General features: G+C 64.8%; 22 protein-coding genes. 10 read left to right on the top strand and 12 right to left on the bottom strand.

From position 1 onward, the window contains the following. Both ABXS05_RS23140 and ABXS05_RS23135 read left to right on the top strand, forming a co-directional pair. Complete coding sequence (locus ABXS05_RS23140; RefSeq protein ID WP_367625528.1) at positions 1–306, top strand: NIPSNAP family protein; 306 nt, start codon at positions 1–3, stop codon at positions 304–306. Positions 307–362: 56 nt separating this feature from the next. Further along, a complete protein-coding gene (locus tag ABXS05_RS23135; RefSeq protein ID WP_367625628.1) occupies positions 363–926 on the top strand; it encodes a sugar O-acetyltransferase in 564 nt (187 codons plus the stop codon). 46 nt (positions 927–972) lie between these two features. Here ABXS05_RS23135 and murJ read toward each other — a convergent pair whose 3' ends face one another. Continuing rightward, complete coding sequence (murJ, locus tag ABXS05_RS23130; RefSeq protein ID WP_367625527.1) at positions 973–2544, bottom strand: murein biosynthesis integral membrane protein MurJ; 1572 nt, start codon at positions 2542–2544, stop codon at positions 973–975. A gap of 102 nt (positions 2545–2646) precedes the next feature. On the opposite strand from murJ, the gene ABXS05_RS23125 reads away from it, so the two are divergent. Then, positions 2647–3663: an adenosine kinase gene (locus ABXS05_RS23125; protein WP_367625526.1), complete on the top strand. Its 1017-nt coding sequence runs from the start codon at positions 2647–2649 to the stop codon at positions 3661–3663. A gap of 52 nt (positions 3664–3715) precedes the next feature. Here ABXS05_RS23125 and ABXS05_RS23120 read toward each other — a convergent pair whose 3' ends face one another. The 5 genes from ABXS05_RS23120 to ABXS05_RS23100 all read right to left on the bottom strand — a co-directional run bounded on the left by ABXS05_RS23120 (position 3716) and on the right by ABXS05_RS23100 (position 7385). Next, positions 3716–4012 (bottom strand): DUF6958 family protein, encoded by a 297-nt coding sequence (locus tag ABXS05_RS23120; protein WP_367625525.1) that lies wholly within the window; start codon positions 4010–4012, stop codon positions 3716–3718. A gap of 65 nt (positions 4013–4077) precedes the next feature. Continuing rightward, positions 4078–4689: a LysE family translocator gene (locus ABXS05_RS23115; RefSeq protein ID WP_311938590.1), complete on the bottom strand. Its 612-nt coding sequence runs from the start codon at positions 4687–4689 to the stop codon at positions 4078–4080. Positions 4690–4772: 83 nt separating this feature from the next. After that, the gene (locus ABXS05_RS23110; protein ID WP_367625524.1) at positions 4773–5522 is read right to left on the bottom strand and encodes an AraC family transcriptional regulator; all 750 of its coding nucleotides are present in this window, start codon (positions 5520–5522) and stop codon (positions 4773–4775) included. A 69-nt stretch (positions 5523–5591) separates the two neighbouring features. Continuing rightward, positions 5592–6182, bottom strand: a complete 591-nt coding sequence (locus tag ABXS05_RS23105) for a nucleoside 2-deoxyribosyltransferase (RefSeq protein WP_311938586.1) — start codon at positions 6180–6182, stop codon at positions 5592–5594. Positions 6183–6380: 198 nt separating this feature from the next. After that, the gene (locus ABXS05_RS23100) at positions 6381–7385 is read right to left on the bottom strand and encodes a 2-hydroxyacid dehydrogenase (RefSeq protein WP_311938584.1); all 1005 of its coding nucleotides are present in this window, start codon (positions 7383–7385) and stop codon (positions 6381–6383) included. A gap of 151 nt (positions 7386–7536) precedes the next feature. Here ABXS05_RS23100 and ABXS05_RS23095 point away from each other — a divergent pair, with 151 nt between their 5' ends. The 3 genes from ABXS05_RS23095 to ABXS05_RS23085 all read left to right on the top strand — a co-directional run bounded on the left by ABXS05_RS23095 (position 7537) and on the right by ABXS05_RS23085 (position 9679). After that, complete coding sequence (locus ABXS05_RS23095; RefSeq protein ID WP_311938582.1) at positions 7537–8256, top strand: SH3 domain-containing protein; 720 nt, start codon at positions 7537–7539, stop codon at positions 8254–8256. A gap of 10 nt (positions 8257–8266) precedes the next feature. Beyond that, the gene (locus ABXS05_RS23090; protein ID WP_367625523.1) at positions 8267–8872 is read left to right on the top strand and encodes a hypothetical protein; all 606 of its coding nucleotides are present in this window, start codon (positions 8267–8269) and stop codon (positions 8870–8872) included. 285 nt (positions 8873–9157) lie between these two features. Continuing rightward, positions 9158–9679, top strand: a complete 522-nt coding sequence (locus ABXS05_RS23085; protein WP_367625522.1) for a YegJ family protein — start codon at positions 9158–9160, stop codon at positions 9677–9679. A 42-nt stretch (positions 9680–9721) separates the two neighbouring features. Here ABXS05_RS23085 and ABXS05_RS23080 read toward each other — a convergent pair whose 3' ends face one another. Next, the gene (locus tag ABXS05_RS23080) at positions 9722–10636 is read right to left on the bottom strand and encodes an alpha/beta hydrolase family protein (protein WP_367625521.1); all 915 of its coding nucleotides are present in this window, start codon (positions 10634–10636) and stop codon (positions 9722–9724) included. Between the two features lie 84 nt (positions 10637–10720). Between ABXS05_RS23080 and ABXS05_RS23075 the strand changes: the two genes are divergently transcribed. After that, complete coding sequence (locus ABXS05_RS23075) at positions 10721–11326, top strand: TetR/AcrR family transcriptional regulator (protein ID WP_367625520.1); 606 nt, start codon at positions 10721–10723, stop codon at positions 11324–11326. Between the two features lie 227 nt (positions 11327–11553). On the opposite strand, the gene rtcR is transcribed toward ABXS05_RS23075, so the two are convergent. Next, a complete protein-coding gene (gene rtcR, locus ABXS05_RS23070) occupies positions 11554–13149 on the bottom strand; it encodes an RNA repair transcriptional activator RtcR (RefSeq protein WP_367625519.1) in 1596 nt (531 codons plus the stop codon). A 304-nt stretch (positions 13150–13453) separates the two neighbouring features. Between rtcR and ABXS05_RS23065 the strand changes: the two genes are divergently transcribed. Then, on the top strand, positions 13454–15010 hold the full coding sequence (locus ABXS05_RS23065; protein WP_367625518.1) for a vWA domain-containing protein: 1557 nt from the start codon (positions 13454–13456) through the stop codon (positions 15008–15010). Positions 15011–16237: 1227 nt separating this feature from the next. Here ABXS05_RS23065 and ABXS05_RS23060 read toward each other — a convergent pair. Beyond that, the gene (locus tag ABXS05_RS23060) at positions 16238–16705 is read right to left on the bottom strand and encodes a MarR family winged helix-turn-helix transcriptional regulator (RefSeq protein ID WP_311938570.1); all 468 of its coding nucleotides are present in this window, start codon (positions 16703–16705) and stop codon (positions 16238–16240) included. A 50-nt stretch (positions 16706–16755) separates the two neighbouring features. Between ABXS05_RS23060 and ABXS05_RS23055 the strand changes: the two genes are divergently transcribed. Continuing rightward, on the top strand, positions 16756–17184 hold the full coding sequence (locus tag ABXS05_RS23055) for an anthrone oxygenase family protein (RefSeq protein ID WP_367625517.1): 429 nt from the start codon (positions 16756–16758) through the stop codon (positions 17182–17184). Between the two features lie 73 nt (positions 17185–17257). Here the strand turns inward: ABXS05_RS23055 and ABXS05_RS23050 are convergent, their stop codons facing one another. Continuing rightward, positions 17258–18175, bottom strand: a complete 918-nt coding sequence (locus ABXS05_RS23050; RefSeq protein ID WP_367625516.1) for a LysR substrate-binding domain-containing protein — start codon at positions 18173–18175, stop codon at positions 17258–17260. A 94-nt stretch (positions 18176–18269) separates the two neighbouring features. On the opposite strand from ABXS05_RS23050, the gene ABXS05_RS23045 reads away from it, so the two are divergent. Next, positions 18270–18527, top strand: coding sequence for a hypothetical protein (locus tag ABXS05_RS23045; protein WP_367625515.1), 258 nt, complete (start codon positions 18270–18272; stop codon positions 18525–18527). A gap of 169 nt (positions 18528–18696) precedes the next feature. On the opposite strand, the gene ABXS05_RS23040 is transcribed toward ABXS05_RS23045, so the two are convergent. Continuing rightward, complete coding sequence (locus ABXS05_RS23040) at positions 18697–19173, bottom strand: VOC family protein (RefSeq protein ID WP_367625514.1); 477 nt, start codon at positions 19171–19173, stop codon at positions 18697–18699. Between the two features lie 99 nt (positions 19174–19272). Next, positions 19273–20163 (bottom strand): LysR family transcriptional regulator, encoded by an 891-nt coding sequence (locus ABXS05_RS23035; protein ID WP_367625513.1) that lies wholly within the window; start codon positions 20161–20163, stop codon positions 19273–19275. Between the last annotated feature and the right edge of the window lie 88 nt (positions 20164–20251).

Raw genomic sequence — 20251 nt, 5'->3', positions numbered from 1 at the left:
GTGATTACCTGCTATCTGAAATATGTCGTCGATCCCTGGAAGCTCGATGCCTTCGAAGCCTATGCCAAGGCCTGGATTCCCGTGGTCAATCGCATGGGCGGCACGCATCACGGCTATTTCCTGCCGCATGAGGGCGCCAGCGACCTTGCTTATGCGCTGTTCAGCTTCCCCAGCCTTGCCGCCTACGAGGATTATCGCCAGCGCCTGGCCGTCGATCCGGAATGCCAGGCCATCCTGGCCGAGGAAAAGCAGGTTCGCAGCATCGTGCGCTATGAACGCAGCTTCATGCGCCCGGTGTTCGGCTGAGCCGCACTTCTCGAAGACAGGAGGCCCCGGTGGATCTGGAAGCCCAGCGCGCCCTGATGCTCAGCGGCGCCGTGTATAACGACCTTACCCCTGAACTGATCGCCGCTCGTGCCAGGGCGGTCGAACTCACCAGCGCCTATCACCGCAGCATCGGCGAGCCGGCCGAAGCGCGCGAGGCCATTCTGCGCAGCCTGTTGAAATCGGTCGGCCCCGGCGCCCTGTTCGAGCCAAGCTTTCGCTGCGAGTTCGGCTTCAACATCAGCATCGGACGCTCCTTCTACGCCAATTTCGACTGCGTAATCCTGGATGGCGCCAGCGTCGAGATCGGGGATTACGTGCTGCTCGGGCCACGGGTCGGCATCTACACCGCCAACCATGCCATCGATCCGATCGAGCGTGCTGCCGGCGCCTGCCAGGCCAGGCCGGTACGAATCGGCAATCGGGTCTGGGTTGGTGCCGGCGTCCATATCAATCCGGGCGTGAGTATCGGCGACAATGCCATCGTCGGATCGGGCAGCGTGGTCACGCGCGACATCCCGCCGAACGTGATTGCCGCCGGCGTTCCAGCCCAGGTCATCAGGACCATCACTACGGCCGACCGCACCGGCTTCAAATCGTGACAGGATGGGCCGCTTCGACAGCCGAATTCGCAATGAAGGCCGATGGTTATCCGCCGGCCTCCGGCGCACGGCCTGCCAGTAGCGCCCGCAGTCCGGCCTTGCGATCGATGGCTCCCAGCAGCAGGCAACCACCCAGGTAGAAAATCAGCCCGCCGCCGCAGAGGAGTGCAAGGGTCACTACGCGCACCGCCAGGGGCTGCCCTGCGATCAGCCAGCTCTCCACGGCCCCCGCCGCTCCATAAACGGCGGCCAGCATCAGGACGGCGGCGCCAACGATCCGGGGCAGTCGGCGGCAGGCGGGCCTGTCGAGTTGCAACAGCCCGCTTTGCCAGGCCAACAGGGCCAGCAGGACGAGATTGATCCAGCCGGAGGCCGCCGCGGCGGCGGCAATGCCGACCTGGCGCCAGACCGGAAAGAGCGCGAGCGACAGGGCCACGTCGGCCACGGCGCCGATCAGCGCGATGATGAAGGGCAGCCGCATGCGGGCGCGCGCGAAAAAGAGAGGCTGCAGCACCTTGGCCCCGGCAAAGGCCGGCAGGCCGGCGGCAAAACCCGCCAGGGCCAAGGCCGTGGCGGCGCTGTCACCCGCCGAGAAGGCACCCCGCTCAAACAGGACGGAGACAATGGGCCCGGCCAGCACGATCAGGGCCAGTGCTGCCGGTAAGCTGAGAAAGGCCGCGAATTCGACGGCGCGGCTGAGAGTACCACTCTCGGCCTGCCGGTCTTCCTGGCTGCTGGCTCGGGCGAGTTCCGGCAGCAGGGCATTGCCGAGCGCCACCGCGATGATGCCCAGCGGCAGCTGGTAGAGGCGATCGGCATAATAGAGCCAGGTGATGGCACCGGGATCGGCGGAGGCCACGATCAGGCCGATGAAGGCGTTGACCTGCGTCGCCCCCGCCGTCAGCACCCCCGGCAATGCGAGCAGGAAGAAACGCCGGACTGCAGGTGTCCAACGCGGCTTGACCAGCCGCAGCCGCAGGCGGGCCCGATGGAGGGCCCAGAAAACCAGTCCACCCTGGGCGAGGCCTCCGACGAAGATCGACCAGGCCAGCAGGCGCGCCAAAGCCTCCTGGTCGAGCCGGGCCAGCAAGGGGGCGCCGAGCAGGGCGGCGATGGTAACGACATTGACGAGAGCCGGTGCATAGGCCGCCACCGTGAAACGGCCATGCACGTTGAGCACGGCCGAAGCCACCACCATCACAGCCGTCGCCAGGCAATAGGTGAAAGTGATACGCGACAGGGCAACCGCAAGATCGACACGGCCGCCGCCTTTGCCGAAACCGGGTGCAATCAGCTCGATCAGCAGCGGCATCGCCACGAGGGCCAGGGCCGAGGCCAGGAAGAACGCCAGGGCGACCTGCGTGAAGACCTGGTCGGAAAAGGCCTCGCCCTCACCGCGCCGGTCGGCATCGGCATGAAGAGGCACGAAAGCCGTGTTGACGGCACCTTCGGCAAACAGCCGGCGCATCAGGCTCGGCAGGCGGAAGGCGACCACGAAGGCATCGGCCACAGGCCCGGCCCCGAGCGCCGCCGCCACCATGGTGTCACGGATGAAACCGAGAATGCGGGAGGCGAGAGTCGCGAATCCGACCGAGGCAGCGTTACGCAGGAAGGCCATCAGAACTCCGAACGACAGCGACGGCACTGGTTGCGTCGCAACTCTTCCTTGCCGCAACGCAGCACATCGCTATAGTCCGCGCGCGCAAAACAGAGATACTGCATGCCCAAATCCCCTTCCAGCGCGAAACCTCGTTTCGACGTTCTCACCATCGGCAACGCCATTGTCGATGTCTTTGCCCAGACCGAAGACGATTTCCTGGTCCGCGAAGGCCTCGCCAAGGGCGCCATGATCCTCACCAGCGAGGAACGGGCCGACCACCTCTACGCCGCCATGGGCCAGAGCATCGAGATCTCGGGCGGGTCGGCCGCCAATACGGCAGTCGGCGTCGCCTCCCTGGGTGGCAAGACCGCCTATTTCGGCAAGGTGAAGCGGGACGAAGCCGGCAAGGTCTTCACCCACGACCTGCGCGCCCAGGGCACCCATTTCGAGACGGTGCCGCTGACCGAGGGTCCCTCCACCGCCAAGAGCTTCATCTTCATCACGCCCGATGGCGAGCGCACGATGAACACCTATCTCGGCGCCTGCCATCTGCTCGGCCCGGCCGACATCGAAGAGGATGTCGTGCGAGGCGCCGCCATCACCTATATGGAAGGCTATCTGTGGGATCCCCAGGATGCCAAGGACGCCTTCCTGAAAGCCGCCGATATCGCCCACAAGGCCGGACGGCGCGTGGCGATCACCCTGTCCGACTCCTTCTGCGTCGACCGTTTCCGCGGCGAGTTCCTCCACCTCATGCGCTCGGGCGTGGTCGACACCGTGTTCGCCAACACCCAGGAGATCAAGTCGCTCTACGAGACCTCTGATTTCGAGACGGCGCTCGCCCAGGTCGAGAAGGACTGCCGCCTCGCCATCGTGACCCGCTCGGAAGACGGGGCGCTGGCGATCGAGGGCGGCACGCGCGTCTCCGTGCCGGCCTTCCCGATCGACAAGCTGGTCGATACCACCGGCGCCGGCGACCTCTTCGCCTCAGGCTTCCTGTTCGGCCTTGCCCGCGGCCTGCCGCATCTGGCCTCGCTCAAGCTCGGCGCGCTGGCCGCCGCCGAGGTGATCCAGCATGTCGGAGCCCGCCCGCAGACCAATCTGCGCGTGTTGGCCCAGGAAAACGGACTGCTCTGACAAGAGCCGAAGTATTTTTTTGAGAAGGGCCAGGAGGCCTTTCTCAAACGAGTCAGGCCTTGTGAAGACGTAGCGGCGAGACCTTCTCGCGCCGGATGATACTCCGCGCCTCGAGGTCGAGCTGCACGGCCTTGACCCACCAGCCCGCCTTGGCACCGCCGGGATAGAGATTCTCCGGCAGTAGGGCCGGCACCCGGGCCTGGATCTGCGCCACGGTCAGGCCCGGCTTGCCATCCGGCAGCAAGGCCAGAATGGCGGCCTTCATCGCCGCGTACATGGCCGCATCCGCCGCCCAGGCCTTGCCGGGGTGATTGATGTTCAGCAGTTCAATTCGGGTCTTATCGGTCATCGGCAGGTCCTCCGGCACATCGCATCCTCTGCAACAAGGACGTCGGCGCCGGCGTATTTCCGACATCACAACCGCGAGAAAGCCAGCTTCAATCCCAGGCCGGCGAAAGCCAAGGCAAAGCCACGCCGCAGCCAGATGAGCGTGACCGGTCGCCGCGCCACCTGGCTGCGGACGGCCGAGGCGCAGGCGCCATAGCCGAGGAAGACCAGGAAGGTCAGGGCCATGAACCAGAAGGAAAGTTCGGTCATGGTGGCTATCGGCCACTCCGCTGCGGGCGGAACGAACTGCGGCAGGAAGGCCAGGAAGAACAGCGACAATTTGGGATTGAGAATGTTCAGGACCACGCCTTTCAGGATGATACGCGCTGGCCGCAGGCGCTGCTGCTCGCCTGACAACTGCAGGGTGCTGCCGTCGCGCCAGACGCTCCAGGCCATGTAGAGAAGATAGGCGGCGCCGAGATAGCTCAGGACCTGGAAGGCGACGGCGCTGGCATGCAGCAGGGCCGCCAGGCCGACAATGGCGGCAGCAAGATGAGGCAGGATGCCGAGCGTGCAACCGAAGGCGGCCAGGGCGCTGGCCCGCCAGCCCTGGCTCAGGCCGAGTGCCAGCGTGTAGAGCACGCCGGTGCCGGGCAGAAGGATGATGACGAGGGCGGTGACGAGATAGTCGAGGGACATGCAGCGGCTCCCGTGAAAAACACAGGGATGCCCCGACGACGGCAGATCCGTCTTGAACACAATTGCAGCGAGCGAAGCCCGGTTCAGGAGACCCGTGCCGCCGCATAGGCACCAGGCGAAATGCCGTAGCTGCGCACGAACAGCCGTGTCATGTGGCTCTGGTCGGCAAAGCCGCCCGCCGCAGCGGCTTCGGCGAGCGCCATGCCTCCCGCAATATGGCGTCGCGACAGTTGCAGCCGGCGTTGCATCACATAGGCATATGCCGTCATACCGGTTGCACGGGCGAAGCCGCGCACCACCTGGAAGCGGCTCAGGCCCGTCATCCCCGCCAGATCAGAGAGGGTTACGGGCGCGATTGGATCGCTGTCGATATGTTCACGGGCAAGTCCGATGGCGGGAAGGATGGCGGAACGCTCCGCGGCCGCCCCCGGAATATGCGCCAGCAACATCAGCAAGGCCTCTTCGCGGCGGAGGCCGTCGACATCTGTCACATCCCCGGTAAGGCTTTGGAACAGGCTGGCGAAGAGGCCGGCGACCCGGCTGTCATGCACCACCGGCTCGGCGATCTCGAAGGTGGCGCTCCCGCCTTCACGTATATCCCCGATCGCCTCTCGCATCAGGGCTGGATCGAAATAGAGCATGCGCCAGGCCCGGCCGTGATCGCCGATGGGGCTGCCATCATGCACCTCGCCGGGATTGACCGTGATGACGTCTCCTGCGCCAGCCTCGACCGGACCGCGCCCGCTGGCCGACTTCTGGCTGCCGCGATCGATCAGCCCGATGCCATATTGGTCATGCATGTGACGCGGAAAATGATGGCTGCTTTCGGCCATCACCGCATCCATTCCGGGCAGGCGGCCCCGCCATGCGACGAACTGGCCTCGCCTGCCCATGCCGATCGCCTATGACGAAGAAGACGGCTTGCCGTCCCGGAGCAGCCGCCCGGCGGCGATTTCGAGGCATTCCTCGAAGGCGGCAAGATCCTCGAAGAGCCGGCCCGGCGCCGCCGTACGCGTGACGAAGGCGCCGCCGCGTGCCTCGATGCCACCGTCGAGCATCAGGTTCTCGGCCATGTCGAAATCCTCGACCGCCAGGCCATCCGAGCCGCGCGGCCGGCCCTGCGCATCATCGGCGATCCGGCCGTCGTAATAGATCTGCAGCCGCTCGAAATGCGATTGGGCCACATTGGAGAAGGCGAAGGCAGGACAGCCGCGGGCGCACATGAAGCCAAGCTCATAGACCGTGCCGGTATCGGCGGCGATGCCGCGGAAGGGCGTGAGATTGGCGATGATCGCATCGGCACTCAGCATCAGCCTTTCATTGACGGCGCTGATGGCGAGGCCGAAATCGCGCTTGGTCGGCTGCGCCGGGATTTCCAGGTCGCCGGGCGAGACCGGGATAAAACCATGGCGCCGGGTGAGCTCGATCTTGGCGTCGAGCACCTCGCGGGCGTTGGGCAGGAAGACTTCGGGGCCGGCCAGATAAACGCGCATTGGGGGGTGCCCTTTCTACCGATCTACATAAGTCCGACCTGTCATTCCCGGCCGAGCGCAGCGAGGGGAAGGGAATCCAGAAGCGGCGGGACGCATTCGTGGCCCCTGGATTCCCTTCCCGCTGCCTTCGGCAGCGCCGGGAATGACAGCGCCCCAACTCGCATGCATGGGTCGATCTGGAGATCGACCCACCTGGTTTCACAGCATCTCCGGCAGGACCTTGTCCGGCGGACTATGCCCATCCATGAAGGCACGGATATTGACGATGACCTTCTCGCCCATGTCGGTTCGGCCTTCGATAGTGGCCGAGCCCATATGCGGCAGCAGCACCACGCGCCCGCTCTTGGCGAGCTTGACCAGGCGGGGATTGACCGCCGGTTCATGCTCGAACACATCGAGCCCGGCGCCGGCGATCTCGCCGGCATCGAGCATCTTGGCAAGCGTGGTTTCGTCGATCACCTCGCCGCGCGCCGTGTTGATCACCAGGGCCTCGCGCTTGAGCAGCTTCAGCCGCCGGGCCGAGAGCAGGTGATAGGTCGCCGGCGTGTGCGGACAATTGACCGAGATGATGTCCATGCGGGCCAGCATCTGGTCGAGTGAATCCCAATAGGTCGCCTCCAGCTCGGCCTCGACGGCGGGGTCGACATGATGGCGATTGTGGTAATGCACCTGCAGGCCGAAGGCCTTGGCCCGGCGCGCCAGGGCCTGGCCGATGCGGCCCATGCCGATGATGCCGAGACGCTTGCCGGTGATGCGGCGCCCGAGCATCCAGGTCGGCGACCAGCCGGGCCAGGCATTGTCACCTTCGGGAATCACCCTGGCCCCCTCGGTCACGCGCCGGGCCACGGCGAGAATCAGCGCCATGGTCATGTCGGCGGTGTCCTCGGTGAGGACACGGGGCGTGTTGGTCACGGTGATCTTGCGGGCGACCGCCGCCTCGACGTCGATATTGTCGACGCCATTGCCGAAATTGGCGATCAGCTTGAGGTTGCTGCCGGCCGCCTCGATCAAGGCCTTGTCGACGCGATCATTGATGGTGGGCACCAGCACGTCGGCCGTCTTCACCGCTTCGATCAGGGCCTCCTGCGACATCTTCTCGTCGGTCAGGTTCAGTTGCGCGTCGAACAGTTCGCGCATGCGGGTTTCCACGCTGTCCGGCAGGCGGCGCGTGACCACGACCCGCGGTTTTTTTCGTAACGACATGCCGACCTCCCGCAAACTTTAAGACGGCGTTCACCGCCCTCAGACAAACTGCGCCGATAAGCCCGCAGCCCATCACTGTCCTTCCTCTAACAGACAGGCAGGCGCAGCAACAGAGAGAGGTTGCGGGCGAGTGTGTGCGTCGAGGTCCGGCATGTCCCATTACGAAGAAGAAGCGCCCCGTTTGAGTCCCATTGCCAAGATCGGTTTTGCCGGTGCCTTCTGCGCCCTCATCGTCGCCGGCGGGGTCTACTATCTTCACCACAAGCGGCTGAAGCAGCCGACGGGTGCGGCGAGCGATGGCATCAGCGCCGATACGCTGGCCGATCCCACCGTGGCCGCCTTCATCGCCGGCGCAGGCAAGGCCGCCATCCCGGACAAGCCTGCCGATGACGTCACCGGTTCGCTGCCGGACCCCAAGGCCGGCAAGGACCAGCTCGGCCCGGTCTCCGGCCTGCCGATGCCTCGCTTCGTCAGCCTGAAGCCCGACAGGGTGAATGTGCGCCAGGGCCCCTCGCGCGACCAGACCGTGTCCTTCATCTACCAGAAGTCCAACCTGCCGGTGGAAGTGATCGCCGAATTCGAGAACTGGCGGCGCATCCGCGACGCCGACGGCTCCGAAGGTTGGGTGCTGCAGAACCTGCTCTCGGGCAAGCGCACGGCGCTGATCGCGCCCTGGTCCAAGCAGCAGACGCTGCCGCTCCATGCCACCGCCGACGCCAAGGCGACGGCTGTCGCCATGCTGCAGCCCGGCGTGCAAGCCTCGATCAAGAATTGCGCCTCGAACTGGTGCCGTATCCAGGGCGAGGGCTTCGACGGCTGGATCCAGGAAAGCAATCTGTGGGGCGCCTATCCCGGCGAAGCGATCGACTGAGACGGAGCCTGTGCCCCGCCTTCGCCTGATGATCAGCGGGATCGCCTCCCGCGAGCAAGCCGGCATGGCGGTCGAGGCGGGCGCCGATGCCATCGGGCTCGACCCCACCGCCTTTCCGCAGGCGGGCCCGGAAGGCAGCGAAATGCTGGCGGCGATCGCGCTCGGCCTGCCGCCGGCGGTCACGCCGGTCCTGATCACGCCCGCGCTGACGGCCGGCACCGTGGCACAGCAGGTCGACGCCTCGGCGGCGCTCGCCGTTCGCCTGGCCAGGCCCATCGCCGCCGGCGAATATCCCGGCCTCAAGCGCATCATCCGTGGCCGCAAGATCATCCAGTCCATCGATCCTGGAGGCACGGATGCCGAGGTCTTGGTGGAGGCCTATGCCTCCCTCGCCGATGCCCTGCATCTGCATGTCGGCAGCGGGGATGATCTGAGCGCCTGCCGGCGCCTGATCGAACTGGCTGGCCTGCCTTGCTTTCTCGGGCTGACGGAGCCGGCGCTCCTGCCGACCGCCGCCGCGCTGCGGCCTTACGCCATCGATCTCCAACTCACTGGCGTGGGCAATTTCGATGCCCCGGCCTTGGGCCGTTTCACAGCAATGCTGGCGGCCTCCTGAGGCCAAGCTTCAAAGATAGTGCGTCACCACGGCCTGGTTTCCTGGATCGCAGGCGTCCTCGCCTGCTGTTGGAAACGACGCGGCTCAAGATGCAGGCGAGGACGCCTGCGATCCCGGGAAGCTCACCCCCGTTGCGGTCCGGCCAGTCCTGCCGCTACGATGGCGCTAAAGCGTTTTGCGATTTGACGGAATCGCCTCGAATCGCAAAGACGCGTCGGAACGAAGAGCTAGAGAAAATAGGCGTTCATGCCTGAACGCGTTTTGCTCTAGCAATCGGAGCCGCCGATGACGAGAGCCCTCCTCCTCGCCCTGACGAGCCTGGCCTTTCTGGGCCTGTCCGCGGCCAGTGCCGAAACCGTGACCCAGAAGGCCGGCCGCGACGCGACCTTCAAGGCCAGGGACGACGATCCTGCCATGAAGGCCGCCTTCGCCAAGGCCCAGGACAGTCTGCCCGATTTCATCGACGCCCTGGACGGCAAGGTCAGCGGCGCCAGCGGCTTTGTCGTAAAGGTGCCGATCGTACAGGGCACACAGACCGAATATTTCTGGCTCAACGAGGTCAGCCATCGGGGTGACCGCTTTACCGGCAAGGTCAACAACCGCCCGGAACTGGTGGGCAATGTGGCGTTCGGCCAGCAGCTCACCTTCCTCAGGAGCCGGATCCGGGACTGGGGCTATTATCGCGACGGCAAGCTGCAGGGCAATTTCACCACCTGCGTCCTGCTGGCCAAGGAGGACCCGCGCGAGGCCCAGGAACTGAAGGACCAGATCGGCCTGGCCTGCGAGGGCGCCGCCTCGCCGCAATAGGCGCCGCTTTCTGCCACTGGGGCGACACTGATAGATCCCGACTCATTCCGCCGTCTCGAAACGGCGGTGCGGCCAGGGGTTCACCCCGTCCCTCAGCCAGGCGAGCGTATCCTGCCAGAAACCGGCCCGGTGCCGGTCATGGAACAGGCTGAAATGACCGATCTCGGCCAAGTCGTAGTCCTGCGGCTTCAGGCGCACCGCGGTCGCCGAGCTCGACCGGTAATAGGCCAGCGCACGCCGGATGGCCGGCACCGTGCCGAACTCGTCGTCGGACATGGTCACCGCCAGGATCGGTGCGGAGACGGCGGCAAAACGCGCGAGGATCTCCGCCCGCTCCCGGCGCGGATGGCTGCTCTCGGCATGCCTGCCGCGGAAACTCCATTCCAGGGCGACACCGGCCGGCAGGTCCTCCAGCCAGCCCAGCCGCCGGCCCGGAAAATAGCCGAATATCGCCGTAAACAGGGGCATGAGCACATGCCAGCGCCAGACCAGCCCGAGGCGACGACTGCGCGCATAATCGGGCCAGTAGGCATATTGGGCGCCGATGGTCAGCATGCGGTCGATCCAGCGGGCGTTGCCGGCAAGTCCCGGCAGGAAACCGCCGATGCTATGACCGACCACGAAGAGGGGCCCGTCGGGCCGGCGCTGCCGGGCAAAGCCCAGCACGGCCTCGAAATCGCGCGTTCCCCACTCGCTCCAGCGATAGCCGCAGCGCCTCAGATCCGCGGGGCGCGACAGGCCGATGCCGCGATAGTCATAGGTAATGGCATCGAAGCCCTGCTCGGCGAGGAAACGGGCATAGCGGTGATAATAGCGGGCAAGCACACCTGTCGCAGCATTGATGACGACCGTGCCCGCTCCCCCTCCGCCTTCCGCCGGCCAGAGATGGCCGGCGAGAACGACTCCATCCCCGCAGGTGATCTCGACCGGCGCGGCCGGTGTCATGTCCATCGCCATCGACAGTCCTCACTCCGCATGAAGGGATAGCATGCCCCGCGGCAACGACTATACTCACTTGTCAGTATACATTGAGGGCAAGCCATGTCCGAGCCTGCGACCACCACGCGCGAGCGTATCGTTTCGGCGGCAGCGCGCCTGTTCTACGACAAGGGCATCCGCAATGTCGGCGTCGACGCGGTTGCCGCCAAGGCCGGTGTCACCAAGCGTACGCTCTATTATCATTTCACCAGCAAGGACGACCTGATCGCCGCCTATCTGGCGGCCCGCGACCAGCCCAACCTCGCCCTGTTCCGGCGCTGGTTCGGGGAGGCGCAGGGGGATATCGCGGCCAAGATCGAGGCGATCTTCCGCAACCTCGCCGTGGCAGCCCGTCATCCGCGCTGGAAGGGTTGTGGCTTCCTGCGCACCGCCGCCGAACTTGCCGACCTGCCGGGGCACCCCGCCATCAAGATCGGAGCTGCCCATAAGAAGAGCTTCGAAGCCTGGCTGCGGCTCGAACTGGAAAATGGAGGGCTCGGCGACGCGGCCCTGCTGGCTCGGCAGGTCGTGCTGCTGCTCGACGGCAGCTTTGCCGTCGTCCTGCTGCATCGCGACCCCGACTATATGGAGGCTGCCGGCAAGGCGGCCGCCACGCTGATCACCGCCGCTCTCTCAAGCAGAACCCGGCGCGCGCGCCCAGCGGCCTAACACGACAGTCGCGTTTTTCGCACGAAGGGATTTGGAGTGTCAGCCTATCCAGCGTTCCTCTATGCAACTGCAGTCCCATGGCGTTTTGGTATTTCCCGGAATCACCAAGAATCGCAAAGACGCGTCCCGCCAAAGAGTTGGAGCAAATAAGCGTTCACACCTGGGCATTTGCCCTGGATTTAAATAGCCAGCAAATAAGTACATTGCTTGCCGGATGGCAGCGGCACTCAGCCCTGCCTCACCGCCTCCCAATCCAGCTCGAAGCGCGTCAGATATTTGCGCAGGCGATCGGCATCGTTCGAGCTGGCCTTGGCTTGGCGCGATGCCGCGAACAGCACCCGTCCGGCCGCACTGAGGGACGAACTGGCGCGGCAAACACGGATCACCTCGGCCAGCTGCACCTGGTCGAAACGGTCGATGCCGGCAACACGCTCCTCGCCGAGGAAATCGGCGAGCAGCCTGTCCGCCCCCTCGACGTCGCCGGCTCGCCAGTGCCTGACGAGGCGGGCGATTTCCTCGGCAACCCCATCCTCGGTGATGCGCCCGCCGGGTGCCAGGGTCGCCATGCGGGTGACTGAAGCTGAGAGATCGCGGAAGTTGGCGGTCCAGCGCGCTTCCGGCGCAGTGGCGAAGCTGAGGTAGCGGGTGCGGGCTTCGCGGTTGAAGGCGATGTTTTCCCCCTCGCGCTCGGCATAGCGGGTGAGCTCGAAGTCGAGATTGGGCTCGATGTCCTCGCGGCGCGCGGCCAGGCCCGGCAATTCGAAGGTCCACAGGTTGAGGCGCGCCAGCAGGTCCTCGCGGAACTTGCCCGAACGCACATCCACCGACAGGTCGCGATTGGTGCCGGCGATCAGCTGGAAATCGCTGGCCGCCTCCTTGTCGGCGCCGACCGGCAGAAAGCGCTTCTCCTCGATGGCCCGGAGGATCATGGCCTGCTCGTCGAGGCCGAGCTCGCCGATCTCGTCCATGAACAGCAATCCGCCATCGGCCGCCCGCAGGAGCCCGGCCCTGTCGGTCTGAGCGCCGGTGAAGGCACCGCGGACATGGCCGAACAGGGCCGACATCGTATGGTCGCCGCGCAAGGTCGCGCAGTTGACCTCGACGAAATCGCCCGTGAGCTGGCGCCGCGCCTGCTTGAGCTCGAAGATGCGGCGGGCCAGCAGCGACTTGCCGGCCCCGGTCGGCCCGGTCAGCAGCACCGGCGCGCGGGAGCGCATCGCCACTCGCTCGATCTGGTCGATCATGGCATTGAAGGCGGTGTTGCGGGTCGGAATGCCGGATTTGAGGAAGGAGGTCGCCTCATGCGTCTCCGCCCTGAAACGGCTGGCGATGGCATCGTAGCGCGAGAGATCGAGATCCACGATCGAATAGGAACCGGCAACGCCTTCGCCCTGGCGCTTGGGCGGCGAAAGCTGAATCAGTTTGCCGGGCACGTAATGGGCCTCGGTCAAGAGGAACCAGCAGATCTGGGCGACATGGGTGCCGGTGGTGATGTTGACGAGATAATCCTCTTCCTCGACATCGAAGGGATAGGCCCTGGCGAAATCGTAGAGGGCGCCATAGACCTCCTGGAAATCCCAGGCATCGGCGAGATTCATGATGTGCCTGACCACTTGCGTGCCCGGCGAGATCACCGCGATGTCGCCCACGATCCGCTCGGCCAGCGACGTCGCCCTGATGTCGTGGATCAGTTCGAGGCGGTCGATCGGCAGATCGCCCTGCTGGCAGAGCGCCACGGTCGGCCGCCAGCGCTCCCAACGCTTGTCGCGCTTGCCGCTGTCGAGGCTGACGCCGAGAAAACCGATGGCAACACGCTTTTTCATAGAGACTCCCCTGGGATCGCAGGCTTCCAGCCTGCTCTTGGAAACGCAGTGTTTTCAGGAAAGAGCAGGCTGGAAGCCTGCGATCCCAGGAACGACCCATCGCCCCGTAATCTATATCATGGGATATTTTATTATCGAAAAATCTAAATTTTGAACTCAAGCCTTCCGTTCAAGAAATTCCCACCAGGCTCGCTGGATTTTTTTTACCGTTCAAAATCAATATCTTATAAAATAATTTCACACACACCCTCAACCTGGCACGCTCCCTGCAATCAGATCCCCGTAACAAACGAGGATGATTGCCATGGCAAATAAGTCGCTGTTTGCCTCCTTTGTGGGGAAGATGCTGCCGAAGACCAATACCGCCAACAAGCACGGTGCCCCGGCCTATGAGTTCACCCCGCGCCACGCGCTGGCCCAGCTCGCCGTCACCGGCACGCTGAACCGCACCTTCTATGCGAGCGCCACGGCGCAGCTCGACGAGACGCTCAAGGTGGTCTGCGAGGTGGAGAGCGCGTTCATCGCCAAGGCGGCGATCTATGCCCGCCAGCGCGGCCACATGAAGGATATGCCGGCCTTGCTGCTCGCCTATCTCTCGATGCTGCAGACGGGCGATTTCGCCAAGGCGTTCCCGCGCGTGGTCGATAATGGCAAGATGCTGCGCAATTTCGTGCAGGTCATGCGTTCGGGCGCTGTCGGCCGTAAGTCCCTGGGGACCCGGCCGAAGAAGCTGGTCCAGGCCTGGCTCGAGACCGCCTCGGACATCGAGATCATGCGCGCCAGCGTCGGCAACGCGCCCTCGCTCGCGGATGTAATCAAGATGGTCCACCCCAAGCCCGCCGACAAGGCGCGCGAGGCGCTCTATGCCTGGTTGATCGGGCGACCCTACGATGTGGAGGCGCTGCCTGACATCGCCCGGGCGTTCGAGGCCTTCAAGCAGGATCCGACGCTGCCGGTACCGGCGGTGCCGTTCCAGATGCTGACGGCGCTGCCGCTCACCCGGCAGCACTGGGTAGCCATCGCCGACAAGGCCGGCTGGCAGATGCTGCGGATGAATCTCGCCACCTTCGCGCGCCACGGCGTGTTCGAGGTGGAGGGTTTCGCCGAGAAGCTTGCCGCGCGGCTTGCCGACCGCGAGGCCATCAAGCGGGCACGGGTGTTCCCGTATCAGCTGATGATGGCCTATGCGCAGGCCGGGCAGGACATCCCGCCCGTCGTGCGCGAGGCGCTGCACGATGCGATGGAAACCGCGGTCGCCAACGTGCTCGCGATCGAGGGCCGCGTGGTCGTCTGCCCGGACGTGTCGGGTTCGATGTCCTCGCCGGTCACCGGCTATCGTCCGGGCGCGACCACGCAGGTGCGCTGCATCGACGTGGCCGGCCTGGTGGCGGCTTCGGTGCTCCGGGCCAATCCGTCGGCCCGGGTGATCCCGTTCGAGCAGACCGTGGTCCGCGTGGACCTCGAGCCGCGCGACACGGTGATGACCAATGCCCGCAAGCTCGCCTCCATCGGTGGTGGCGGCACAAACTGCTCGGCGCCGCTGGAGAAGCTGGCGAACGAGAAGGCCAAGGTGGATCTGGTGATCTTCGTCTCGGACAACCAGTCCTGGATCGATGCGCGCCGGGGCGGCGAGGCCACGCAGATGATGAAGCAGTGGGAGCGGGTGAAGACCAGCAACCCCGGTGCCAAGCTCGTCTGCCTGGACATCCAGCCCTACACGACCACCCAGGCGCAGGAGCGCGCCGATGTGATGAACATCGGCGGCTTCTCGGATGCGGTGTTCGACACCATCGCGGCCTTCACCAAGGGCGAGATGGGCGCCGAGCATTGGGTCGACGAGATCGAGAAGATCGAGCTCTGATACGACACGATTTCCAGCCGGCGGCTTCATGCTGCCGGCCGGAACCAAAGGCACGGCAAATGCCGACGGAACTACAGACTTTGAATCCCGGGGTCGCGGGTTCGAATCCCGCTGCGGCGCAAGCTGCATAGCTCAGATGGTTAGAGCACGGACCGCCGCAAGGCGGTAACGTTTCGTCATTCTTGTTGCCGTGGCGCTTATCATCAGGAGATTTCATACGGACACGGCGAATGCCGATGGAACTACAGCCTTCACGCTCCAGGTCGCGGGTTCAATTCCCGCCAGGCCGCAAGGCCTGTAGCTCAGTGGATAGAGCAGGATGTTTCATCACTCTCGTCGCCGTGGCTCGATCATGGCTCTTTGCAATCAGCGGCGAATGCCGGCGGGACTACAGGTTAGAGCGCCCTTTCATCCGAAGGGGAGGTCGGCGTTTTCGATGGCGCCCCGCGCAAGCGGTAGCTCAGCAATCGTCCCCCTCGAACCTCGTCGCCGCACTCGACTGAAAGGAATTTCGACACGTCACGGCGAATGCCGATGGGAATACAGCAACACCGGGGCGCTGCAGCGGCGAACTGCACCCGACTCACCGTTATCGGGAGCCCGTTCTCATCACCTTCGTCGCCGTGGCCCTTTGACGACACCGAGCAGAGCGGCGAATGCCGATGGAACTACATGGTCCTCCTGGTTCGAACCCAGAGCCTTGCGCCAGGCCGAAAGGTCCCGCGCGGGTGTAGAAGTTTCATCACCTTTCGTCGCCGCGCCTGCCCGGCCTGATTTGGAACGTTGCGGCGAATGCCGGCGGAACTACATGGCTATTCCCCACGTGATGCGGGTTCGAGTCCCGTCGGGTCCACCAAAAGGGCGTGTCGCCGGTTACGGTTTGGAGTCTGATGAGGTCAAAAATGGCTAGATGGGAGGAGCTAGCGCTGCCAAGACTTGCGTCTTGGCAAGCGAAGCGACGCTGCAGATGGCCATTTTTCACCTCACCGCCTTCAGCGGCGGGGCGCTTTTGACCGATGAGCACGTCGGGTATCGTAGCAAGCCGAAAGGCTTGCGTCCTCACCCTCCTTCTCCTCGGTCAAAATCGCGCCCGTCAAACCCGAAACCATAACCGACGACACGCCCTTTGGGCCCGTAGCTCAACGGTAGAGCATATGTTTCGCCATCCTTGTCGCCGCAGCGCATCGGATGCCTGCCACTTCTCGTCGCCATCCCGTGGCCCCTCCGCTACTCCGGATCGGCCTCTGCTTCCAACCGAACACGCAGGGTTTCGATCAGGCGCAGGCAAGCCGTCACGTCTTCAACTGCCAATCCCCGCGAAAGGGCGTCCACCCAGGGCTTCTGCAGTTGGTTCGCGGCTTCATAGGCAGCCCTCCCCTTTGCCGTCATCACCACCAATTTGGCCCGGCGATGATGGGGATTGTCGCGGAAGGCGAGAATGTCCTCGTCCGCCAGTTCGTTGACGATACGCTGCACGCCCTGTCGGTTGAGCCCCATGGAACGGGCAAGATGGGCCACGGGCTGCGGGGTACCGGCCAGCGCAATGGCGCCCAGCACCTGCCAGCGCGCACTGCTCAGGCCCAGCCCGGCCACCAGCCGGTCGCCGGCCGCGAGCAGGCGTCCGTTCAGGCGGAAGACTTCGAGGATGAGGGCCGTGACGCCTTCGCCGACCAGGGCGGGATTCGATTCATTCATTGACAATATATATCCAATTCGACAACATATTGTCAAATTGGAGCAGATCCATGCTGATCGGTCAGATTGCCCTCATCCTCGCAGCCCTCTTCGCCGGCGCAGCCTTCTATATCAACATCGCCGAGCAGCCGGCTCGGCTCGCCCTCGACGACGCCTCCCTGCTGGCGCAATGGAAGCCGAGCTATGCGCGCGGCCTTGCCATGCAGGCCAGCCTCGCCGTTGCCTCCGGTCTTGCCGGCATCGCCACCGCCTGGCTCGCCGGCAGTTGGCTCTGGCTGGTAGGGGCGGTGCTGATGCTGGCGAACTGGCCCTATACGCTCTTGGGCATCATGCCGACCAACCGGCTCCTGGAGGCAACGCCGAACAATGAGGCGGGCGCGCAGACGCGCCGGCTCATCCTGCGCTGGGGCTGGCTGCACGCCGTCCGCACCGCTCTCGGCGCAGCGGCGACGCTGGCCTATCTCGGCGCCTCGCTATAGCGTTTTGCGATTTGACGGAGTCGTCTGGAATCGCAAAGACGCGTCGAAACAAAGGGCAAGAGCAAAAAAGCGTTCAGTCCTGAACACGCTTTGCTCCAGGAGGCCCGGCCCCGACATCGGCCAGCTCCGCTCGCAGCCAGGTCTCGAAAGCCTTTACCTTGGCTGAAGGCTTGCGCCGCGCCGAACTCACCAGCCAATAGGCCAAGCCGGTTTGAACCGGGCGCGGGAAAGGCGCGACCAGGCGCCCGTCGCGCAGCGCATCCTGGGCCAGGGTCTGCCAACCGATCGAGACGCCCTGGCCGGCGATCGCTGCATCCAGGCAGAGCGCCGCATCCGAAAAGGCCGGACCGGCCGCGAGCGACAGGTCCGACTTGCCATAGGCGGCCAACCAGATCGGCCAGCTCTCGGGCGAATTGTAGTCGATGATGGCCGGCAACCTGACCAGGTCCTCGATGTCCCGAATACCAGCCGCAAGTGCGGGCGAGCAGAGCGGGAACAGGCTCTGATCCATGAGGTAATCGGCCCGCACGCCCGGCCAGGGCCCGGCGCCGACGCGCACGCCGACATCGACGTCCGAGGTATCGAAATCCACCCGCTCGACCGAGGCATCGATGCGCAGCTGCAGGCCCGGATGCGCCTCATGGAAGCGATGCAGGCGCGGCACCAGCCATTTGGCGGCGAGAACCGGCGCGACCGTCACCGTCAGCACATGCTCGGCCCGCGCCTCGGCCGTGGTCAATGCCTGCGAGATCTCCCGGAAACCGCGGGTGAGGCCCGCGAGCAGGGATTGACCGAGCGGTGTCGGCACGAGCCCCTTCGGCCCGCGCGTGAAGATCGGCCGGCCCAATCGCTGCTCGGCCTTGAGCACCTGCTGGCTGACGGCGCCCACGGTGACGCCAAGCTCTTCGGCGGCCTTCGCCATCGAGCCCAGGCGTCCGGCAGCCTCGACCGCCCTGAGAGCGCCGAGCTGATATCGCAGCAGGCTTTCCATATAGTTTTTCTATAGCATGCCCGCGCAAAACTCCATTTTTTTTCCGCCCCCTTTATCGGAGATTCGGCGGCAGTAATTCAAGGATATCGTCAACATGCTGACTGCCAGGATACTCAAGCCCCTTAAGCAGCACTGGACACACAAGCCGCTGACGCCAGCCCGCAGCCTGGAGCCGCTCGACCATCCCAGCCTGCAGGCCATGTCCCTGCGGGAACTGGCCGATTTGCCGCTGGAACCGCCACCGGCACCCGGCCATGTTGCGGGCGTTGCAGCCTCCAATCCAGGCAAGGCGGCCGCGTGCCGGACACCTTCGCACCAGCCCATGCGGGGAACCGCAATCGCCGCCCGCTAACACCAGATCTCCAAGGCGCTGACCGGCACGGCGAGTTCAGGACTACCCCTGGGACCGCCAGCATCCTGCTGGCTTTTTCGCCTGCACAGGCCGCCCCTCCAAGAGCCAGCAAGATGCTGGCGGTCCCAGGAAACGTTACCGTCATGCAACCTGGGTTATGCACCCGGTCTCACACCCCTTCATAGGCCTTCTGCAGCGCCGCGATGTCGAACTTGATCGCCCCGAGCACGGCGGCCATGGCGCGCTGCGCCTTGGCCTGGTCGGGATCGGCCAGCAGCGTGGGCAGGATCGAGGGCACGATCTGCCAGTGCACGCCATAGCGGTCCTTGAGCCAGCCGCAATGGATCAGTTCGCCCTTCTCGCCCAGCGTCGCCCACAGCCGGTCGATCTCGGCCTGGTCGGCGCAGTCGATGTGGAAGGAGACGGCGTGATTATAGTCGCATTTTTCGCCGCCATTGAGGGCGAGATAGCTCTCGCCCGCCAAGGTGAAGCGGACCATCAGCACCGTGCCGGCCTTGCCGCCCGGACCATCGGCGACGTTGCGCTGCACATGGTCGATGCGCGAATCCGGCAGCAGCGACACATAGAAATTGGCGGCCTCCTCGGCCTCTCCCGCAAACCACAGGCACGGCGAAATCTTGGACATGACGTTCTCCTCCGAGGCCTCTTCGCGGCCTGATGCCCCAAGGACGAAGGAAGACCTGCCGATCCGACAAGACCGTTATTTTTTACCGCGAACTTTTGCTCACACCCCGCTGAGCCGGGCCTGCATGAAGTCCACGAAGACGCGAACCTTCGGCGAGAGATGCCGGTTGGACGGCCAGATCATGTTGAAGTTTCGCGGCCCGCCGACGTGATCCGGCAGCACGGTCCGCAATGTTCCGGCCTCGACGGCATCGCGCACCAGGAAGTCCGGCATGACGCCGATGCCGAGCCCGCCGAGCGTGGCGCCGCGCATGGCTTCCATATTGTTGCAGGTGAAGATGATGCGCGTGCGCGGTTCGGGCTCGTCCGGCGGCAGGATCAAGGGCCATTCCAGCATCCTGCCGCTGTTGAGAAAGCGGTAGCGGATGGCGAGATGGCCATCGAGATCGCGCAGCTTCTGCGGCGTGCCGTGACGCTCGAGATAAGCGGGCGAAGCGAACAACATCTGGCGGAAAGAGCAGAACACCCGCGACATCAGCCGGGAATCCGGCAGATCGCCGCTGCGGATGGCGACATCGACCCCTTCCTCCACCAGGTCGACCAACCGGTCGTTGAAATCGAAGTCGAGCTCGATCTCCGGATAGAGCGCTGTGAACTCCGGCATCAGGGGCATGAGGATGTGGTAGGTGACGACCGGCGTCGACACCCGCAGCCGTCCTCGCGGAGCGTCGCGCGAACCCGCCACGATAGCCCAGGCGTCGTCGAGATCGTCGAGGATGCGGCGACAGCGTTCGTGGAACAGGCGCCCTTCCTCGGTGAGGCGGATGGTGCGGGTGGTGCGCTGGAACAAGCGGACGCCGAGATCCTGCTCCAGCTTGGCGACAGCCTTGCCGACGGCCGAGGCCGAAAGGCCGAGCACCCGCCCGGCGGCGGCGAAACTGCCGAGATCCGCCGTGCGCACGAAGGCGGTGAGATTGCCGCTCCTGTCCATAGGCTCTCCACCATTACGGAATTTTATTCCGTTATCTTCGGAACAAAGCCCCTATTTCTCTAATAATGCGGCAAGAATAGATTGCTCG

The organism is Labrys neptuniae (assembly GCF_040797145.1).
Classification (GTDB): Bacteria; Pseudomonadota; Alphaproteobacteria; order Rhizobiales; family Labraceae; genus Labrys; species Labrys neptuniae.
The sequence above is the reverse complement of the archived record's forward strand: the minus strand, read 5'-3'. Positions and strand labels throughout refer to the sequence as shown.

Excerpts from the sequence above, each read along its gene's own strand:
- ABXS05_RS23060 (WP_311938570.1), bottom strand. The coding sequence starts at position 16,705 with ATGAATGAATCGAATCCCGCCCTGGTCGGCGAAGGCGTCACGGCCCTC.
- ABXS05_RS23095 (WP_311938582.1), top strand. The coding sequence starts at position 7,537 with ATGTCCCATTACGAAGAAGAAGCGCCCCGTTTGAGTCCCATTGCCAAG.
- ABXS05_RS23035 (WP_367625513.1), bottom strand. The coding sequence starts at position 20,163 with ATGGACAGGAGCGGCAATCTCACCGCCTTCGTGCGCACGGCGGATCTC.
- ABXS05_RS23045 (WP_367625515.1), top strand. The coding sequence starts at position 18,270 with ATGCTGACTGCCAGGATACTCAAGCCCCTTAAGCAGCACTGGACACAC.
- ABXS05_RS23080 (WP_367625521.1), bottom strand. The coding sequence starts at position 10,636 with ATGGCGATGGACATGACACCGGCCGCGCCGGTCGAGATCACCTGCGGG.
- ABXS05_RS23065 (WP_367625518.1), top strand. The coding sequence starts at position 13,454 with ATGGCAAATAAGTCGCTGTTTGCCTCCTTTGTGGGGAAGATGCTGCCG.
- ABXS05_RS23085 (WP_367625522.1), top strand. The coding sequence starts at position 9,158 with ATGACGAGAGCCCTCCTCCTCGCCCTGACGAGCCTGGCCTTTCTGGGC.
- ABXS05_RS23040 (WP_367625514.1), bottom strand. The coding sequence starts at position 19,173 with ATGTCCAAGATTTCGCCGTGCCTGTGGTTTGCGGGAGAGGCCGAGGAG.
- ABXS05_RS23055 (WP_367625517.1), top strand. The coding sequence starts at position 16,756 with ATGCTGATCGGTCAGATTGCCCTCATCCTCGCAGCCCTCTTCGCCGGC.
- ABXS05_RS23100 (WP_311938584.1), bottom strand. The coding sequence starts at position 7,385 with ATGTCGTTACGAAAAAAACCGCGGGTCGTGGTCACGCGCCGCCTGCCG.
- ABXS05_RS23115 (WP_311938590.1), bottom strand. The coding sequence starts at position 4,689 with ATGTCCCTCGACTATCTCGTCACCGCCCTCGTCATCATCCTTCTGCCC.
- ABXS05_RS23050 (WP_367625516.1), bottom strand. The coding sequence starts at position 18,175 with ATGGAAAGCCTGCTGCGATATCAGCTCGGCGCTCTCAGGGCGGTCGAG.
- ABXS05_RS23125 (WP_367625526.1), top strand. The coding sequence starts at position 2,647 with ATGCCCAAATCCCCTTCCAGCGCGAAACCTCGTTTCGACGTTCTCACC.
- rtcR (WP_367625519.1), bottom strand. The coding sequence starts at position 13,149 with ATGAAAAAGCGTGTTGCCATCGGTTTTCTCGGCGTCAGCCTCGACAGC.
- ABXS05_RS23105 (WP_311938586.1), bottom strand. The coding sequence starts at position 6,182 with ATGCGCGTTTATCTGGCCGGCCCCGAAGTCTTCCTGCCCAACGCCCGC.
- ABXS05_RS23110 (WP_367625524.1), bottom strand. The coding sequence starts at position 5,522 with ATGGCCGAAAGCAGCCATCATTTTCCGCGTCACATGCATGACCAATAT.
- ABXS05_RS23075 (WP_367625520.1), top strand. The coding sequence starts at position 10,721 with ATGTCCGAGCCTGCGACCACCACGCGCGAGCGTATCGTTTCGGCGGCA.
- ABXS05_RS23135 (WP_367625628.1), top strand. The coding sequence starts at position 363 with ATGCTCAGCGGCGCCGTGTATAACGACCTTACCCCTGAACTGATCGCC.
- murJ (WP_367625527.1), bottom strand. The coding sequence starts at position 2,544 with ATGGCCTTCCTGCGTAACGCTGCCTCGGTCGGATTCGCGACTCTCGCC.
- ABXS05_RS23120 (WP_367625525.1), bottom strand. The coding sequence starts at position 4,012 with ATGACCGATAAGACCCGAATTGAACTGCTGAACATCAATCACCCCGGC.